Here is a 15,705-nt window from a genome sequence, read left to right as displayed (position 1 = left end):
GTCCCGTCCCGTCCCAGGAGGACCGATGCCGTCCCGCCCCGCCCGCACCACCGGCATCGTCCTCGCCGCCATCGGACTCGTCGCCGTCGTCCTCGCGATCGTGCTGCTCGTCCGGCCCGCCGGCGGGGGAGCGCCCGGCGCAGCCACGGCGTCCGCGGGCCCGTCCTCGGCGCCGTCCGGGACCGCTCCGGCGACGTCCGCCGCTCCCGGCTCCGCGGAGGCGGCCGACGCCGCCGCCGCCCCCGCGCCGACGGCCTCCGCCGCTCCGTCCGACACCGAGCCGGGCACCGCATCCGACGCTCCTCCCGTGATCGTCTCCTTCGCCTCCACCCCCGCCTCTGTCGACTGCGAGGGCGACCGCACCGCCTCCGTCCCGCTCGCTCTGTCGTGGGAGACGAGCGGAGGCGCCACCGCCCGCCTGGCCGTCGGCACCACCGACGCGAGCGCGGGCGAGCCCGTCGACCTCGCGGCGTCCGGCTCCGCCGCCGTCACCGCCGACTGCCGCGACTCCGAGACCCTGATCACCCTCGCCGTCCTCGCCCCCGACGGCACCACCGCCCAGCGCACCCTCGTCGTCCCCGCCTCCTGAACCGCTCCGCCCGCGCGGAGGCGGTCACGGAGGCGTCGAGCGGCCCCGGCACGGCAGAATGGGACACGATGACCTCCACACCCCCTCCGCTCGGCCTGCTCCTCGACGTCGACGGGCCCATCGCGAGCCCCGTCACGCGCACGATCTCGATCCCCGAGATCGCCGACGACCTCGTCGCCCTGGCCAACGCCGGCATCCCGATCGTGTTCAACACGGGCCGCTCCGACGCGTTCCTGCGCGAGCGGGTCCTGCCCGCGCTCCTCGAGCGAGGCGTCTCGGCCGAGGCCCGCATCGTCTGCGTCTGCGAGAAGGGCGCCGTCTGGTTCACCGTCGACTACCGCGGCACCTCGGAGCCGATCGTCGACGAGTCGCTCGCGATCCCCGAGCCGGTGGCCCGCGACCTCGAGCGGATGATCCGCTCCGACTACGACGACCTGGTCTTCTTCGACGAGACCAAGCGCGCGATGGTGTCCGCCGAGCAGCTGGTCGACCTGCCGAGCGAGGACTACCTCGAGCGCCAGCTCGTCTTCGATGCCGACGCCCTGCAGATCATGACCGCCGCGGGCCTCGGGGTCGAGCGACGCGGCATCCGGTATCCGAACGAGGAGGGGACGGTCGACTTCCGCATCGACCCGACCGTCATCTCGACCGACATCGAGTCGAACCGGCTCGGCAAGGACCTCGGCGCCCAGCGCGCCGTGGAGCTGCTCGGAGCGACGGGCGCGATCCCGCAGCGCTGGCGCACGGTCGGCGACTCCCGGAGCGACTACGCGATGGCCGACTGGCTGTTCGAGCATGCCTACGACGTCGCCCACGTCGACGTGCGGCCCGCGGAGGGCGTGCCCGAGAAGCCCTACCCGGTCCTCGTCGTCGACGGAGCCGTGAACGACGCGGCCGGCGCCGCCGTGCTCCGCCGCTGGACGGAGCTCGTCGCCGACGAGACGACGCCCGAGGTCGGCGGCGCGATCTCGCTCCATGCCCGGAGCTGATCCGCAACCCTCATCCCTCGTCGCTCAGGCCCGTTAGCGTTCGAGCATGAGAATCGCAGTCACCGGTGGATCCGGCAAGCTCGGCCGCCACGTCGTCACCCGCCTCCGCGCCTCCGGGCACGAGGTCTTCAATCTGGACCGTGCGGGGGACCGCGGCGCGGGCTTCGTCCGCATCGACATCGCCGACTACGGCCAGGTCGTGGACGCGCTGCAGTCGGTGAACGACCAGTACGAGGGTATCGACGCGCTCGTGCACCTCGCCGCGATCCCCGCGCCGGGCCTCGTGCCCGACGTCGCCACGTTCCACAACAACATGATCGCGACGTTCAACGCGTTCCACGGAGCGATCCGTGCCGGCATCCGCAACGTCGTCTACGCCTCCAGCGAGACCGTGCTGGGCCTGCCCTTCGACGTCCCGCCGCCCTACATCCCGGTCGACGAGCAGTACCCGGCGCGCCCGGAGTCGGTCTACTCGCTCACCAAGCACCTCGAGGAGCAGATGGCGATCGAGCTGTGCCGCTGGCACCCAAACCTGAAGATCACGGGCCTGCGCTTCTCGAACGTCATGGACGAGGCCGACTACGCCGAGTTCCCGTCGTTCGACTCCGACGCGCTGCTGCGCAAGTGGAACCTCTGGGGCTACATCGACGGACGCGACGGAGCACAGGCGGTCGAGAAGGCGCTGCTCGCCGAGACGACCGGGTTCGACCGCTTCATCATCGCCGCGGCCGACACCGTGATGACGCGCCCTAACGCCGAGCTGGTGGCCGAGGTGTTCCCCGGCGTCGAGCTGCGCGGCGACCTCGGGACAACCGGCACCCTGCTCTCGATCGACCACGCCCGCGAGGTCCTCGGCTACGCCCCCGAGCACTCCTGGCGCGACTCGCAGCAGGGCTGACCCGCGGGCCCGGCGCATCGGGATCCGCGCTGTTCGTCGGTGGGGTGGATCCCGATACGCGGGCTGCGCCCGCTCCTCGATCAGCAGGGGTGCGGTCGGCCCGTGACCGTGCCGGTCGAGGAGCGGCAGCGCGGCGTATCGAGACCCGCCCCGTTCGTGCGCGGCTCGGCTCGCCGCCCCACGCACGAGCGCGCCCGGTCCGCAGGACGACTGCAGGCCGGGCGCGCTCCGTGGAGCCGAGGATCAGCTCGGGATGTAGTTGAAGGTGTCGGGGTCGGGGCCGGTGCGGTGGCCGCGGTCGAGCGCCGTGATGTCGGTCATCGCCTCGTCGTCGAGCTCGAAGTCGAAGAGGGCGAAGTTCTCCTCCACGCGCTTGCGGGTGACCGACTTCGGGAAGACGATGTCGCCGCGCTGGATGTGCCAGCGGAGCACGACCTGCGCCGGGCTGCGGTCGACGTTGCGCGCGATGCGGGTGATGGTGTCGTCGTCGAGGACGAGGCCCTGCGCGATCGGCGACCAGGCCTCGGTCGCGATGCCGTGCTCGGTGCCGTAGGCGCGGAGCTCCTGCTGCACGAGGTAGGGGTGCACCTCGATCTGGTTCACGGCCGGGACGATGGTCGCCTCGGCGCGGAGCCGGTTGAGGTGGTTGGTCTGGAAGTTGGAGACGCCGATCGCCTTCGCCTTGCCGCTGCGGTAGATCTCCTCCATCGCCTTCCAGGTCTCCAGGTAGTCGCCCACGTTCGGGAGCGGCCAGTGGATGAGGAAGAGGTCGACGTAGTCGAACTGCAGCTCGCCGAGGGTGACGTCGATCGCGGCGAGAGCGTCCTCGCGGGCGTGGAAGCCGTTGTTGAGCTTGCTGGTCACGAAGACCTCGGAGCGGTCGAGGCCGGAGGCGCGGACGGCCTCGCCGACGCCCGCCTCGTTGCCGTACATCTCGGCGGTGTCGATGTGGCGGTAGCCGACCTCGAGGGCCGCCAGGGTCGCGTCCTTGGTCTCGGCCGGGTCGATCTGGAACACGCCGAAGCCCAGCTGCGGGATCTCCACGCCGTTGTTCAGGGTGATCGTGGGGACCGTTGCGGTGTCGTCGCTCATGAGCGAGTACGTCCTTTCGTCGGGGCGAAGGCGCAGTGGAGCCGCGCCGTCGTGCCTCCAGTCCATCGCCTGCGGCTCTCAGCATCAACCCCTTGCGCGCTCGGCGGACATCCAGCTTCCCCGCGGAGGAGGAGTCGGATCCCCCGACCACCGGTGTGCCCTCCCGGGAACGCCGAAGGCCCCCGGCACGGATGCCGGGGGCCTTCGGGGAGCGCGACTTACGCGCGGGACTTGCGGCCGGTGATCGCGCCGTAGATCAGCAGAACAATGATCGCGCCGACCACCGCGAGGATGATGCTGACGAAGTTGAAGCCCATCGGGTCGTCGCGTCCGAAGAGCGCTCCGCCGATAAATCCGCCGAGCAGCGCGCCGACGATGCCGAGGATGATGGTGATGATCCAGCCACCGCCCTGCTTGCCGGGGAGGATGAGCTTTGCCAGTGCCCCGGCGATGAGGCCGAGGACGATCCAACCGATGATGCCCATGAGGTTTCTCCTTCAGTTCGTGCTCGATCGGCCGTTCCGATGCGAGCGGAGACACCGGCGGGCCGGTGTCCTGTGAGTCGTGGAAGCGGGGGTCAGCGGAGGCGCCGCTGCACCTTGTCGCGGGCCTTGCTCGCGATGGCGGTGAGCTGCTTGGCCTCGCGCTTGGAGGTCTTCTTGAGCTTCTTGCGGGTCTTCTTCGTGGCCGGGTCGTTCCACACGCCGAGTGCGAGGTGGCGCAGCTCTTCGTAGCGGCCACGGCCGGCGCGGGAGCCGAACACGTAGGCGGTGAAGGCGACCAGTGCCAGCAGGACGAGGCGGGGATTCATGCGGTGACCCTTCCATCGGAGAGCACCGGGTCGTGCTCGACACCCATTTGACTCTCCTGCGCAATCCGTGACAAACCACGGCCCGACCATTGACAGGGACCCCTCGCATCGTGTTCCGCGTGCGCGTGTACCCGATTCAGCCGCAGGCCGGAGACGTCTCGGACGGGAAGCGAGCGTGGAGGTGGTGGCCGTAGCCGCCCTCGACCCGGTTGTCGCGGCGGCCGGAGGTGACTACCTCGCCGCGGTCCGTCGCTCCGACCCGGGCGCCGCTCGCGCGCAGCCGCTCGACGAGCAGGACGTCCTCGTGCAGCGGCTCCCGGCCGAAGCCGCCCGCCGCGAGGTATGCGCTCGCGCGGACGCCGAGGTTCGCGCCGTGGATGCTGCCGATCGACTCCTCCCGCGCGCGGACGTCTCGCCAGCGCGAGTAGGCACCGGGGGAGAGGTCGGCCGGGTCGGGCCGGACCGTGCCGAGCAGCGCGTCGTGCCGTCGGGAGTGCTCGACGTGGGCGGCCAGCCAGTCGCGGGGGACCACGGTGTCGGCGTCGGTGTTGGCGATCCACACCTGCTCGAGCGGAGCAGCGACGGAGGAGAGGGCGTGCGCGATCCCGGCGGAGCGGGCGGCGCCGACTCCGCAGCGGGCGAGCTCCAGCACCTCGGCGCCGGCGGCACGGGCCCGCTCGACGGTCGCGTCGGAGCAGCCGTCCGCGGCGACCACGAGGCGCATCCCGATTCCGGGCGCCCGATGGGCGAGGTGGGTCGCGCTCGCCCGGACGGAGGCGATCAGGCCGCCGATCCGCTCCTCCTCGTCGAGGGCCGGGACGACGACCAGCACCTGCGCGAGCCGGCTCACACCAGCCCCGTCCGGCGGGCGACCGAGCGGGAGTCGCGGGCGTGGACCTCGAGCAGGACGTCCTCCTCCTCGTGGCGGGCGAGGCGGTGCAGGCCCAGCTCCGCCACGGCGGACTGCACGGCGTCGCCGTCCAGAGCGAGCCCCTCGATCGGATGCCGCCAGTGCACGGTGACGAGCTCCCCCGCGGGGGCGAGGGCGTCGCGGATGGTGCGCAGCACGCCGGGGAGGGCGTCGCCGAGGTAGTAGCCGACCTCCGAGAGCACGACCAGGTCGAACGGACCCTCCGGCACGCCGCGGGTGATGTCGTGGTGCTCGACCCGCACGTGCTCGAGCGGAGCGAGGCGGCGGGCGGCGCGCTCGACGGCGGCGCTCGACACGTCGATCGCCAGCAGGCGGTCGGCCCGGTCGGCCAGCGCCTCGGCCAGCACGCCGATCGAGGCGCCGATCTCCAGCACGGAGCCGTAGCGCTGCTCCGGCAGGCTCGCGAGGGTCAGGGCGCGCTTGCGCTGCTCGTACCAGCGGCTCGTGTACCCCCACGGGTCCTCGTGGCGGGCGTACAGCTCGTCGAAGTAGCTCATGCGATCTTCACCAGCCGGTCGTCCCCGGTGAAGGTGCGCAGGAAGAGCGGATGGAGCACCGGACCGGTCCCGTCGGGCCCGGGGCGGGTCTGGCTGGGATAGCGGGAGCGGGCACGGCGGGTGCGCTCGAGCAGCTCGTCGTCGAGCGGCAGGCGCACGAGGTCGCCCCACGGCACCTCGGGGTCCTCCGGGACCGCCCAGTGCCACAGCCAGATCGGCGCGGCGAGCAGCGGCTGCCCGAGCTCGCGCGCGACCTCCGCGCAGATCTCGCCGACCACGCGGTGGTCCCGGTGCCCGTCCCCGGTCCAGGTGGAGAGGAGCAGGACGGTCCCGGGGGCGCCGGCCGCCCGCTCGCGCACCTCGCGTGCGATGCGCTCGTGGTGCTCCGGGGTCGCCGAGTCCGGCACGTCGAGGAAGGCGAGCCCGATGCCGGGGCCGAGCTCCGCCAGTGCGTCCGAGGCCTCCCGCCGGCGCTCGGCAGCGAGGTCCGCGTCCCGCTCCCCATGGGCCGCGGCTCCGTCGGTCACGACGACGACGTCGACCGCGATCCCGCGCCGACGCGCGAGCGCGATGGTGCCGCCGCAGCCGAGGGTCTCGTCGTCGGCGTGCGCCACGACCACCAGGACGCGCCGGATCCCGTCGGGCAGGGTCAGCTCCGGGAGGCGGTCGCGGCGGCCGTCCGCGGTCCAGCGCTCGAGAGGAGTGCCCTCGAGGCGCCCGTCGAAGGGCCGGCTCACCAGGAGGCCGCCTCGCCCGAGGCGAGCACGGCGCGGCCGAGAGCGGCGTCGTCGCGCTCGGCGTGGTGCTGGCGGACGTAGAGCGCGAGGTCGGCGACGCGCTTGGCGTGCTCGGCGTCGAGGGCGAGCGGAGCCGGGCCGAGCGCGCGGCCGGCGCGGAGCAGGATCTCCTCGACCGCTCCGGCGACGCTCGCCCGCACGCGCTTGGCGAGCAGTGAGCCGCGGGGGCCGTCGGCCTCGCCCGCGTCGACAGCCGCGGCGGCCTCGTCCAGCGCCCGGCGCGACGCGGAGAGCGCCGTGTCGATCGCTCCGAGGTGGGCCAGGAGGTGCGGGTCCTCGCGTCGGGCGGCCGCCGCCGCGACGGCCGCCGCGACTCCGAGGGCTCCGCCGTGCCAGCAGGCGGCGACGCCGATGCCGCCCCAGGCGAAGCCGGGCCGCGAGAGGTACCAGCCGACGTCGCCCACGGGGACGGCGCGGGTGCCGGAGAAGCGGACCGGTCCGCTGGGCACCTCCGTCAGGCCCCGCGCGTGCCAGGCGTCCTGCTCCGGCGTCGCCGACCCGTGGCGCAGCGCCACGGCGAAGAGGCGGCGCTCGCCGGAGGCGTCGCCGACGTGGGCGGTGACGAGGGCGGCGTCGAGGCGGTCGGCCAGCGAGCACCAGGGCTTCACTCCGTCGAGCAGCCAGTCGCCGTCGCTCTCGCGCGCGACCAGAGGATCTCCGCCGCCCTCGGCCGCGAAGACCCCCCAGGCGGCGTCGGCGGCGACTCCGAGTCCGGACGGGTCGAGCTCCGCCTCGCCGAGGATCGCGAGAGCGTCGAGGTGCGGCTCCACCGCGCGCGCGACGCCGAGGTCGTGCCGAGCCAGGCGCTCGAGGAGACCGTGCAGCTCGGCGGTGCGACCGGTGCCGGGCCGGGGCGCGTCGGCGCTCAGACCGCGCGCGAAGCCGAGCGCGCCGTCGACGTCGTGGGGGAGGAGAGAGGAGGAGTGCTGGTCCATCGCCTCCGAAACTACGCAGTCGAGCGGGCGGCGTCCGGCGATTGTCCCCGAACGGACGGGGTGCTAAGCGTCAGATGTCAAGGTCGTTGATCCTGTGCAGGAGAGAGGCGAAGAGCTCGACGTCGGCGAGCGCCCAGCTGCGCAGCTCCTCGTGCATCAGCGCCTGGTTCGAGCTGCGGATCTCGCGCAGCCGCGCGGCGGTCGCCGGAGTCACCGAGAGGATCGTGGCGCGGCCGTCCTGCGGGTCGGGGGTGCGCTCGAGGAAGCCGAGGCGGTCGAGCGCCGTGATCTGGCGGCTGAGCGCCGACTTGTCCATCTCGAGGAGCTCGGCCAGCACGCCCGAGTGCACGGGTCCGCGGCGCTCGAGCGCCGAGATCGTCTTGTAGCCCAGTGGCGTCAGCTCCGGGTGGAGACGCTCGGCGTAGGAGCGCATCGCCGCCCGCACACGGTTGAAGAGGGTGCTGAGCTCGCCCTCCACCGAGGCGATCGCGGAGTCGACGTCGCGGGCGGAGTCGGGGGTCGGGCCGGTCATGCCTCCAGCATCCCGCGCGAGGACCCTCCTCCTCGACTTGCGCCCGCGCGCCGCGATGACGTACGCTTTCCAAAGCCAAAGACCGCCGGTTTCCGGTGTGCGCACGAGCAGGGCCCCGGCCCCGTGGATCGCCACCGGACGAAGGATTCGCGAAGCGAATTGCCCGCGCAGGTGCACGAGTTCAGTTCCGCCTCACCGCGATCCCGAAGCTCCGCGCCCCTGTGCCGGAGCTTTTTTCTTTGCCTGCCTTCGGGCTACCGGCACGAGAATTCACAGGAGTAGCCATGGCGAACAAGGAAGCCTCGGTTGCCGAACTCACGGAGAAGTTCCAGAGCTCGACGGCCGTTCTGCTGACCGAGTACCGCGGTCTCACTGTTGCTCAGCTCAAGACGCTGCGCAAGGACATCAGTGAGCACGCAACCTACGCCGTGGTGAAGAACACGCTGACCAAGATCGCGGCGAACAACGCCGGTATCTCGTCCTTCGACGACGAGCTCGCTGGCCCCTCGGCCATCGCGTTCGTGCACGGCGACCCTGTCGCCGTCGCGAAGTCGCTGCGTGCCTTCGCCAAGGCAAACCCTCTCCTCGTGGTCAAGGGCGGTTACTTCGACGGTAACCCGCTGACCGCAGAAGAGGTGGGCAAGCTCGCCGACCTCGAGTCCCGCGAAGTTCTGCTCGGCAAGCTCGCCGGCGCCTTCAAGGCCTCGCTGTTCGGCGCCGCATATCTGTTCAACGCTCCGCTCTCGAAGGCCGTTCGCACGGTCGAGGCGCTGCGCGAGAAGCAGGAGTCCGCGAGCTGACGTCTTCCCCTTCCGGGAAGCAGTGCGCGCGCGGTTCGTAGACAAAGAAAAACAAGGAGAAAAATCATGGCAAAGCTCACGCAGGACGAGCTCATCGAGGCCTTCAAGGAGCTCACGCTCATCGAGCTCTCGGAGTTCGTCAAGAAGTTCGAAGAGGTCTTCGAGGTCACCGCTGCGGCGCCCGTCGCCGCCGCCGGTGTGGCCGGCCCGGCCGCCCCCGCCGAAGAGGTCGAGGAGCAGACCGAGTTCGACGTCGTGCTCGAGGCCGCCGGCGAGAAGAAGATCCAGGTCATCAAGGAGGTGCGCGCCCTCACCAGCCTCGGCCTCGGTGAGGCGAAGGCGCTCGTCGACGGTGCCCCCAAGGCGGTCCTCGAGGCCGTCAACAAGGAGACCGCCGAGAAGGCCAAGGCTCAGCTCGAGGGCGCCGGCGCGACCGTCACCGTCAAGTAATCCCCTTCACCCGTCGCGGGTGCCGGCTCCGGTCGGTCGCTCGTCAGGGTGACGCAGGCACGCCTGCAGACGCAGGGCGTCGTCTCCTCGGAGGCGGCGCCCTGCGTCGTTCCCGGCCGTTGGCGGCGCGCGCCCCTAGGATCGGAGCGTGACTGCTCACGATCTGCTCGCCGGGCTCCCCGCCCGCGACGTCCCGCCCAGCGAGGTCTCGCTCAGCGAGCTCCTGAGCGACTTCGTCTCGGTGACGCACCGGATCACCCGCCTCGCCGCCCAGGCGACCGGCAACCAGGAGTCGCAGGCCGTCTGGCGCACGCTCTCGGTGCTCCTCTCGATGGGCCCGATGCGCCTGGGGGAGCTCGCCTCCCAGAGCCGCGTCTCGCAGCCCACGATGACCAAGATCGTGAAGAACCTCGTCGAGACCGGCTGGCTCGACCGCATCGCCGATCCCCTCGACGCGCGCGCCTGGCAGATCCGCCTGGCTCCCGCCGGCGCGGACGCGCTGAACGCCTGGCGGACCGACCTCGGCGACGCGCTGACGCCGATCTTCGCCGATCTGACTCCGGAGGACCGCCGCGTCCTCGAGCGCGCCGTCGAGATCATGCACGAGCGCCTCGTCGTCGGTCCGCGCGACTGACCCCTCCCGCGCGGTTCCGCCGCGCGGCACACTGGTCGCGTGCAGATGCGACTCGAGCTCGTCCCCCTCCCCGTCGGCGACGTCGACCGCGCGGTCGCCTTCTACACGGAGGTGATGGGCTTCCACCTCGACCACGACGTGCGGCCCTCCGCCGCGATGCGCGTGGTCCAGCTCACCCCGCTCGGCTCGGCCTGCTCGATCGTGGTCGGCAGCGGGATGGGCCCCGGTCCGGAGGAGGGCGTCGTCCGCTCCCTCCACCTCGTCGTCGACGACATCGCCGCCGCTCGCGCGGAGCTCGTCGGCCGCTCGCTCGAGATCAGCGAGGTCCAGGACCTGGGCGGCGTGCAGTACGCGTACTTCGCCGATCCGGACGGCAACACCTGGGCGCTCCAGGAGATCGGGAGCAGGACGCCCCCGGAGTGAGTCAGTCCTCGGGCCAGCGGACCCGAGCGTCGACGTCCGGGTGCTTGCGCAGCCAGGCCGCGACGAAGGGGCAGCGCGGGACGACCGTGCCGCCCGCCTCCGTGATCGCGGTGACCGCGGCCCGCGCGAGGATGCTCCCGAAGCCGTGGCCCTCCCACGCGTCGTCGACGACGGTGTGGGTGAGCGTCACCTCGTCGCCCTGGCGGGTGTACGCGGCGAAGCCGGCCGGAGTGCCGCCGACCTCGATCACGAAGCGGGACCGCTCGGGGACGTCGCGGACAGTGGGGGTGTCGGAGTCGCTCATGCTCCGATTCTCGCCCCCCGCGGCGCCGAGGTGCTGGTGCGGATCACCAGCGAGGCGGGGATCAGCGTGTGGCGGGCCGGGGGAGGGGGCTCGCCGCGACCGAGGGCGGCCAGCGCGTCCAGCACCAGCGCGACCGCGAGCTCGCCCTGCTGGCGCGGGTCCTGGCGGATCGAGCTGAGACCGAAGAGGTCGGCGAGGGGGTGGTCGTCGATCCCGATGACGGAGACGTCCTCGGGCACCGAGAGGCCGAGCTCGCGCGCCGCGAGGATGATCCCGATCGCGATTTCGTCGGAGGCGGCGAAGATCGCCGTCGGCCGGGTCCGCGGGTCGCCGAGGACCTGCCGTCCGGCGCTGTGCCCGCCGGGGATGTCGAAGGTGGTGGGCACGATGTCCTGCGCGCCCGGCTCGAGGCCGGCGGCCGCGAGCGCCTGGCGGAAGCCGTCGCGGCGCTGCGTATGGACGTGGAAGTCCATCTCCTCCTCCGCGAGCCCGCCGATGTGGACGACCCGCTCGTGGCCGAGGGAGAGCAGGTGCTCCGTGGCGAGGCGGGAGGCGGCGACGTCGTCGATGCTGAAGGTGGGGATGCCGGGGAGCTCGCCGCCGATGCCGACGATGGGCTTGCCCAGGGCGAGGAGCGCCTCCGTCTCGTGCGGCGAGATCTCGAGCGTGACGGCGACGATCGCGTCGACGCGCTTGCGGACGAGGTAGTACTCGAACACGCTCCGGCGGGCGTCGAGGTGCTTGTCGATGTTGTAGAGGAGCAGGTCGTAGCCGGCGGCGAGCAGGGCGCGCTCGATGCCCTCGATGATCCCGGCGAAGAACCACTGGTTGATGATCGGGATGATCACGGCGATGTTGTTGCTGCGGCCGGTGACGAGGCTGGAGGCGTTGGCGGAGACGACGTAGCCCAGGCTCGTCGCGGCGCGCTCGACGCGCTGCTTCGTCCCCGCGGAGACGTAGCCCCGGCCGCTGAGCGCGCGCGAGACCGTCGCCTTCGACACTCCTGCGAGCTCGGCCACCTCTTCGATGCCTGGCACGGCGTTCCTCCCGACCGTCCGGCCTCGATGCTGGAAACGGTTCCAGGAAGTTATACCCCGCCCGGCGGCCGGGCGTCGCGCCGAGATCGATCTCCGCCCGGCCCGGCCGCCGCGATCGCTGTTCTGACGCCGAATCGTTATCTCAGAGAGCGCTCTATCACCGGCGTTGTGCTTTCATCATTCTTGTGGAAAGGTTTCCCTCCGTGGGAGCCCACCCACACGAATCCGGTGATCCGCTCGGAGTTCCTCCTGGCATCGCCATCACCAGCATCCGAGTCGTCGCGGCACACGCTTCGAGCCGCCACAGCCTCCCGATCCCGATCGGCGAGGAGCGGCCTGCTCGGCTGGTTCCACCACTCAATGAGGAGGAAGAATGCGGTCATCCCTGCACCGCCGTATCACCGTCCCGGTCGCCGTTCTGGCAGCGGCCGGCATCGCACTCGCGGGCTGCTCCAGCAGCAGTGACCCCAACGACCCGAACGCCGGCGGCGGCAGCTCGGCCGGCACGGTCGGCACCGCCGACGGCGTCGTCAACGTCTACGGCACCATCAACGGCGACGAGGCCACCCTTCTCGAGCAGTCCTGGGCGGACTGGGAGAAGGAGAGCGGCATCGAGATCAAGTACACGGGCGACAAGGAGTTCGAGAAGCAGATCGGCATCAAGGTCCAGGGTGGCGACACCCCCGACCTCGCGATCTTCCCGCAGCCGGGTCTGCTCGCCGACACCGTCGCCTCCGGCAAGGTGCAGGAGCTCCCCGAGGGCGCCCTCGCCAACGTCAAGCAGAACTGGTCCGAGGACTGGCAGAAGTACGGCCAGGTCGACGGCACCCAGTACGGCGCGCCGCTGATGGCGTCCGTCAAGGGCTACATCTGGTACTCCCCGGCCAAGTTCAAGGAGTGGGGCGTCTCCGTTCCCACGACGTGGGACGAGATGGAGGCGCTCGGCAAGACGATCGCCGAGAAGACCGGCGGACCGTCCTGGTGCGCGGGCTTCAACTCCGGTGAGGCCTCCGGCTGGCCCGGAACCGACTGGATCGAGGACGCCGTCCTCCGCGAGGCCGGCCCCGACGTCTACGACTCCTGGGTCGCGGGCGACACCCCCTTCACCGACCCGGCCATCAAGTCCGCGTTCGACTCCGTCGGATCGATCCTCCTCGACCCGACCCTCGTCAACGCCGGCTACGGAGACGTGAAGTCGATCAACTCCACCGCCTTCGGCGACGTCGCCCAGAACATGGCGAACGGCACCTGCGCGCTGACCCACCAGGCCTCGTTCTTCGAGGGCTTCCTGACCTCGGCCGGCGCCAACGTGGCCGAGGACGGCGACGTGTGGGCCTTCCTCACCCCGCCGGTCAAGGCCGACGACGCCCAGGCCGTCACCGGTGGTGGCGAGATGGTCGCCGCGTTCTCGAACGACGAGGACACCGCGAAGGTCCAGGAGTACCTGGCCAGCGCCGACTGGGCCAACAGCCGCGTCTCCCTCGGCGGCGTCATCTCCGCGAACACCGGTCTCGACCCGGCCAACGCGGGCAGCGACGTCCTGAAGGACTCCATCGCGATCCTCCAGAACCCGGACACCACGTTCCGCTTCGACGCGTCCGACCTCATGCCGAAGGCAGTGGGCTCGGACAGCTTCTTCAAGGGCATGGTCGACTGGATCGACGGCACGAGCACCGACCAGGCGCTCGAGGAGATCCAGGCCGGCTACACCTCCTAGCAGCGGAGCAGAGCCGCCGCTCCCGAGTGGCGGCTCAGCTGTGACGGCCCGGCCCCCGGATCCACGGATCCCGGGGCCGGGCCCCTCCTGAGTCCAGAGTCGCACTCGAAAGGGCGTCCATGTCCCCCATCACCATCTCGGGGTTCTTCCAATGGCTGGCGGGAATCCCGCCGCTCGCGCAGATCCCGCTCATCCTCCTGGCCTTCGCGGCCGTGGTGGCGCTCATCCTCTTCTTCGTCGAGATCGCGCCCCGCCGCGGCACCGGCTACACGGTCCTCCGGCTCGCGGTCACGGTCGTCCTGCCGGTCGTCCTCCTGCTGGTCTTCGGCCTCTACAACTCCGTCCTCTGGGTCGCGGTGGTGGCCGCCGTCATCGGCGGCGCGCTGTTCCTGCTCGACTTCCGGTCCCGTAAAGGCGCGGGCTACGGACTCCAGCTCATCGCGTTCATGGCACCGGCCGCCTTCTTCATCCTCATCGGCCTGATCTACCCGACGATCACGACGGCCATCAACGCGTTCATGAAGAACGACGGCTCCGGATTCGCCGGCATCGACAACTTCGTCTGGGTCTTCACCAGCCCCGACGGCATCACCGCCTTCCTCAACACGGTGGTCTGGGTGCTCCTGGCACCCATCACGGCGACCGCGATCGGTCTCGCCTACGCGGTCTTCATCGACAAGAGCCGCGGCGAGAAGTTCTTCAAGCTGCTGGTCTTCATGCCGATGGCGATCTCGTTCGTCGGCGCGTCGATCATCTTCAAGTTCTTCTACGACGTGCGCCAGGGCGAGCAGATCGGCCTCCTCAACGGCATCCTCACCGCCTTCGGCGCCCCGCCGGTCGACTGGCTGGGACTCGAGCCGTGGAACACGCTGTTCCTCGTCGTCGTCCTCATCTGGACCCAGGCCGGATTCGCCATGACGGTGCTCTCCGCCGCCATCAAGGGCGTCCCCTCCGAGCAGCTCGAAGCGGCCTCGCTCGACGGAACCAGCGCGTGGCAGTCCTTCTGGAACGTCACCGTCCCCGGCATCCGCTCCTCGATCGTGGTCGTCCTCACGACGATCTCGATCGCGTCGCTGAAGGTCTTCGACATCGTCTCGGCGATGACCGGTGGCCGCTCCGACACCACGGTCCTCGCGTTCGAGATGGTCCGCCAGTTCCAGCTCGGCGCCCGCAGCGGCTACAGCGCGGCCCTCGCGGTCATCCTGTTCCTGCTCGTGCTCCCGATCGTCGTCTACAACGCCCGCCAGCTCGCCAAGCAGAGGGAGATCCGATGAGCGTCACGCCCACTCCGATCCAGGTTCCGGTCGACCGCAGCACCGAGCGCGCGCTCGCCCGCGGCGAGTCCAGGATCGAGGCGGCCAGCGGCAAGGTCAAGAAGGCGACGACATCGCGCGGCGCCACTCTCGCCGCGCTGATCATCGCCGTCATCTGGACCGTCCCCACCCTCGGCCTGTTCATCTCGTCGTTCCGCCCCGCGAACGACATCAAGACGACCGGCTGGTGGACGATCTTCGCCAACCCCGGCTTCACCCTCGACAACTACGCGAACGCGCTCAACTCCGGCGACAGCCTGACCCTGGGCAAGGCGTTCGTGAACTCGCTGGTCATCACGCTGCCGGCGGCGCTGATCCCGATCACGATCGCCAGCCTCGCCGCCTACGCGTTCGCCTGGATCGACTTCAAGGGCCGCAACACGCTCTTCGTCCTCGTGTTCTCGCTCCAGATCGTCCCCATCCAGATGGCGCTCGTGCCGTTGCTGCAGCTGTTCTCGGACGGCCTGCGCATCGGAGGGCTCTACATCCTCCCCGGCCTCGGGGTGAACGGGTTGGACGGCTCCTACGCGAAGGTGTGGATCGCGCACACGATCTTCGCGCTCCCGCTCGCGATCTTCATGCTCCACAACTTCATCTCCGAGATCCCCGGCGAGGTCATCGAAGCGGCACGAGTGGACGGCGCCGGACACGGCCAGATCTTCTTCCGCATCGTGCTCCCGCTCTCGGTCCCCGCCATCGCCTCCTTCGGCATCTTCCAGTTCCTCTGGGTCTGGAACGACCTGCTGGTCGCGACGGTCTTCACCTCCGGACAGGGGCTGCCGATCACGAAGGCGCTGCAGGACCTCACCGGCTCCTACGGCCAATCGTGGGAGCTGCTCACGGCCGGCGCGTTCATCTCGATCATCGTGCCGCTCATCGTGTTCTTCTCCCTCCAGAGGTTCTTCGTCCGCGGCCTCCTCTCCGGCGCCACCAAGGGCTGACGACCCGCGGGGGTG

General features: G+C 70.9%; 20 protein-coding genes. 10 read left to right on the top strand and 10 right to left on the bottom strand.

Annotation, left to right across the window (positions count from 1 at the left end; genetic code table 11):
- From C5C63_RS16310 to C5C63_RS16300, 3 genes are all read left to right on the top strand, one after another.
- Window positions 1–589: hypothetical protein (locus C5C63_RS16310; protein WP_219815311.1), on the top strand; the 589-nt coding region annotated here is incomplete at its 5' end.
- A gap of 68 nt (window positions 590–657) precedes the next feature.
- Window positions 658–1,578 (top strand): hypothetical protein, encoded by a 921-nt coding sequence (locus C5C63_RS16305; RefSeq protein WP_104224327.1) that lies wholly within the window; start codon window positions 658–660, stop codon window positions 1,576–1,578.
- 46 nt (window positions 1,579–1,624) lie between these two features.
- Window positions 1,625–2,476, top strand: coding sequence for an NAD(P)-dependent oxidoreductase (locus C5C63_RS16300; RefSeq protein WP_104326435.1), 852 nt, complete (start codon window positions 1,625–1,627; stop codon window positions 2,474–2,476).
- Between the two features lie 243 nt (window positions 2,477–2,719).
- On the opposite strand, the gene C5C63_RS16295 is transcribed toward C5C63_RS16300, so the two are convergent.
- From C5C63_RS16295 to C5C63_RS16260, 8 genes are all read right to left on the bottom strand, one after another.
- Window positions 2,720–3,568: an aldo/keto reductase gene (locus C5C63_RS16295; RefSeq protein ID WP_104248244.1), complete on the bottom strand. Its 849-nt coding sequence runs from the start codon at window positions 3,566–3,568 to the stop codon at window positions 2,720–2,722.
- Between the two features lie 218 nt (window positions 3,569–3,786).
- Window positions 3,787–4,053 carry a GlsB/YeaQ/YmgE family stress response membrane protein gene (locus C5C63_RS16290; RefSeq protein ID WP_085476966.1) on the bottom strand — a complete coding sequence of 89 codons (267 nt, stop codon included), beginning with the start codon at window positions 4,051–4,053 and terminating at the stop codon, window positions 3,787–3,789.
- Window positions 4,054–4,145: 92 nt separating this feature from the next.
- Window positions 4,146–4,379, bottom strand: coding sequence for a hypothetical protein (locus C5C63_RS16285; RefSeq protein WP_104227476.1), 234 nt, complete (start codon window positions 4,377–4,379; stop codon window positions 4,146–4,148).
- Window positions 4,380–4,515: 136 nt separating this feature from the next.
- Window positions 4,516–5,229 (bottom strand): glycosyltransferase family 2 protein, encoded by a 714-nt coding sequence (locus tag C5C63_RS16280; RefSeq protein ID WP_104326434.1) that lies wholly within the window; start codon window positions 5,227–5,229, stop codon window positions 4,516–4,518.
- Window positions 5,226–5,807: a class I SAM-dependent methyltransferase gene (locus tag C5C63_RS16275; RefSeq protein WP_104234596.1), complete on the bottom strand. Its 582-nt coding sequence runs from the start codon at window positions 5,805–5,807 to the stop codon at window positions 5,226–5,228. The genes C5C63_RS16280 and C5C63_RS16275 overlap by 4 nt, the downstream gene beginning before the upstream one ends.
- Window positions 5,804–6,544: a PIG-L deacetylase family protein gene (locus C5C63_RS16270; RefSeq protein WP_181110649.1), complete on the bottom strand. Its 741-nt coding sequence runs from the start codon at window positions 6,542–6,544 to the stop codon at window positions 5,804–5,806. Before C5C63_RS16270 ends, C5C63_RS16275 begins: the two co-directional genes overlap by 4 nt.
- Window positions 6,541–7,539 (bottom strand): acyl-CoA/acyl-ACP dehydrogenase, encoded by a 999-nt coding sequence (locus C5C63_RS16265; RefSeq protein WP_104326433.1) that lies wholly within the window; start codon window positions 7,537–7,539, stop codon window positions 6,541–6,543. The genes C5C63_RS16270 and C5C63_RS16265 overlap by 4 nt, the downstream gene beginning before the upstream one ends.
- A 70-nt stretch (window positions 7,540–7,609) precedes the next feature.
- Window positions 7,610–8,071 carry a MarR family winged helix-turn-helix transcriptional regulator gene (locus C5C63_RS16260; protein ID WP_104224334.1) on the bottom strand — a complete coding sequence of 154 codons (462 nt, stop codon included), beginning with the start codon at window positions 8,069–8,071 and terminating at the stop codon, window positions 7,610–7,612.
- Window positions 8,072–8,355: 284 nt separating this feature from the next.
- On the opposite strand from C5C63_RS16260, the gene rplJ reads away from it, so the two are divergent.
- The 4 genes from rplJ (at window position 8,356) to C5C63_RS16240 (ending at window position 10,378) form a co-directional block, all read left to right on the top strand.
- Window positions 8,356–8,871 (top strand): 50S ribosomal protein L10, encoded by a 516-nt coding sequence (rplJ, locus tag C5C63_RS16255; protein ID WP_055791018.1) that lies wholly within the window; start codon window positions 8,356–8,358, stop codon window positions 8,869–8,871.
- 66 nt (window positions 8,872–8,937) lie between these two features.
- Window positions 8,938–9,321: a 50S ribosomal protein L7/L12 gene (gene rplL, locus C5C63_RS16250; RefSeq protein ID WP_104224335.1), complete on the top strand. Its 384-nt coding sequence runs from the start codon at window positions 8,938–8,940 to the stop codon at window positions 9,319–9,321.
- A gap of 148 nt (window positions 9,322–9,469) precedes the next feature.
- Window positions 9,470–9,955, top strand: coding sequence for a MarR family winged helix-turn-helix transcriptional regulator (locus C5C63_RS16245; protein ID WP_244229591.1), 486 nt, complete (start codon window positions 9,470–9,472; stop codon window positions 9,953–9,955).
- A 45-nt stretch (window positions 9,956–10,000) separates the two neighbouring features.
- Window positions 10,001–10,378, top strand: a complete 378-nt coding sequence (locus tag C5C63_RS16240) for a VOC family protein (protein WP_104326437.1) — start codon at window positions 10,001–10,003, stop codon at window positions 10,376–10,378.
- 1 nt (window position 10,379) lies between these two features.
- Here the strand turns inward: C5C63_RS16240 and C5C63_RS16235 are convergent, their stop codons facing one another.
- Together C5C63_RS16235 and C5C63_RS16230 are read right to left on the bottom strand one after the other, a co-directional pair.
- Entirely contained in the window at window positions 10,380–10,682 is a 303-nt protein-coding gene (locus C5C63_RS16235; RefSeq protein ID WP_104326432.1) for a GNAT family N-acetyltransferase, read from the bottom strand.
- Window positions 10,679–11,719, bottom strand: coding sequence for a LacI family DNA-binding transcriptional regulator (locus C5C63_RS16230; protein WP_104326431.1), 1,041 nt, complete (start codon window positions 11,717–11,719; stop codon window positions 10,679–10,681). The genes C5C63_RS16235 and C5C63_RS16230 overlap by 4 nt, the downstream gene beginning before the upstream one ends.
- A gap of 373 nt (window positions 11,720–12,092) precedes the next feature.
- Between C5C63_RS16230 and C5C63_RS16225 the strand changes: the two genes are divergently transcribed.
- The 3 genes from C5C63_RS16225 (at window position 12,093) to C5C63_RS16215 (ending at window position 15,690) form a co-directional block, all read left to right on the top strand.
- Complete coding sequence (locus C5C63_RS16225) at window positions 12,093–13,436, top strand: ABC transporter substrate-binding protein (RefSeq protein WP_104227181.1); 1,344 nt, start codon at window positions 12,093–12,095, stop codon at window positions 13,434–13,436.
- A gap of 119 nt (window positions 13,437–13,555) precedes the next feature.
- Window positions 13,556–14,710, top strand: coding sequence for a carbohydrate ABC transporter permease (locus tag C5C63_RS16220; RefSeq protein ID WP_181027270.1), 1,155 nt, complete (start codon window positions 13,556–13,558; stop codon window positions 14,708–14,710).
- Window positions 14,707–15,690, top strand: coding sequence for a carbohydrate ABC transporter permease (locus C5C63_RS16215; RefSeq protein ID WP_104326430.1), 984 nt, complete (start codon window positions 14,707–14,709; stop codon window positions 15,688–15,690). Before C5C63_RS16220 ends, C5C63_RS16215 begins: the two co-directional genes overlap by 4 nt.
- The last annotated feature ends 15 nt before the right edge of the window (window positions 15,691–15,705 follow it).

Origin of the sequence: Rathayibacter sp. AY1B8, assembly GCF_002932775.1 — a bacterium.
GTDB lineage: Bacteria > Actinomycetota > Actinomycetes > Actinomycetales > Microbacteriaceae > Rathayibacter.
Note: the sequence above shows the minus strand (reverse complement) of the source record. Positions and strands in the feature narration are given on the sequence as shown.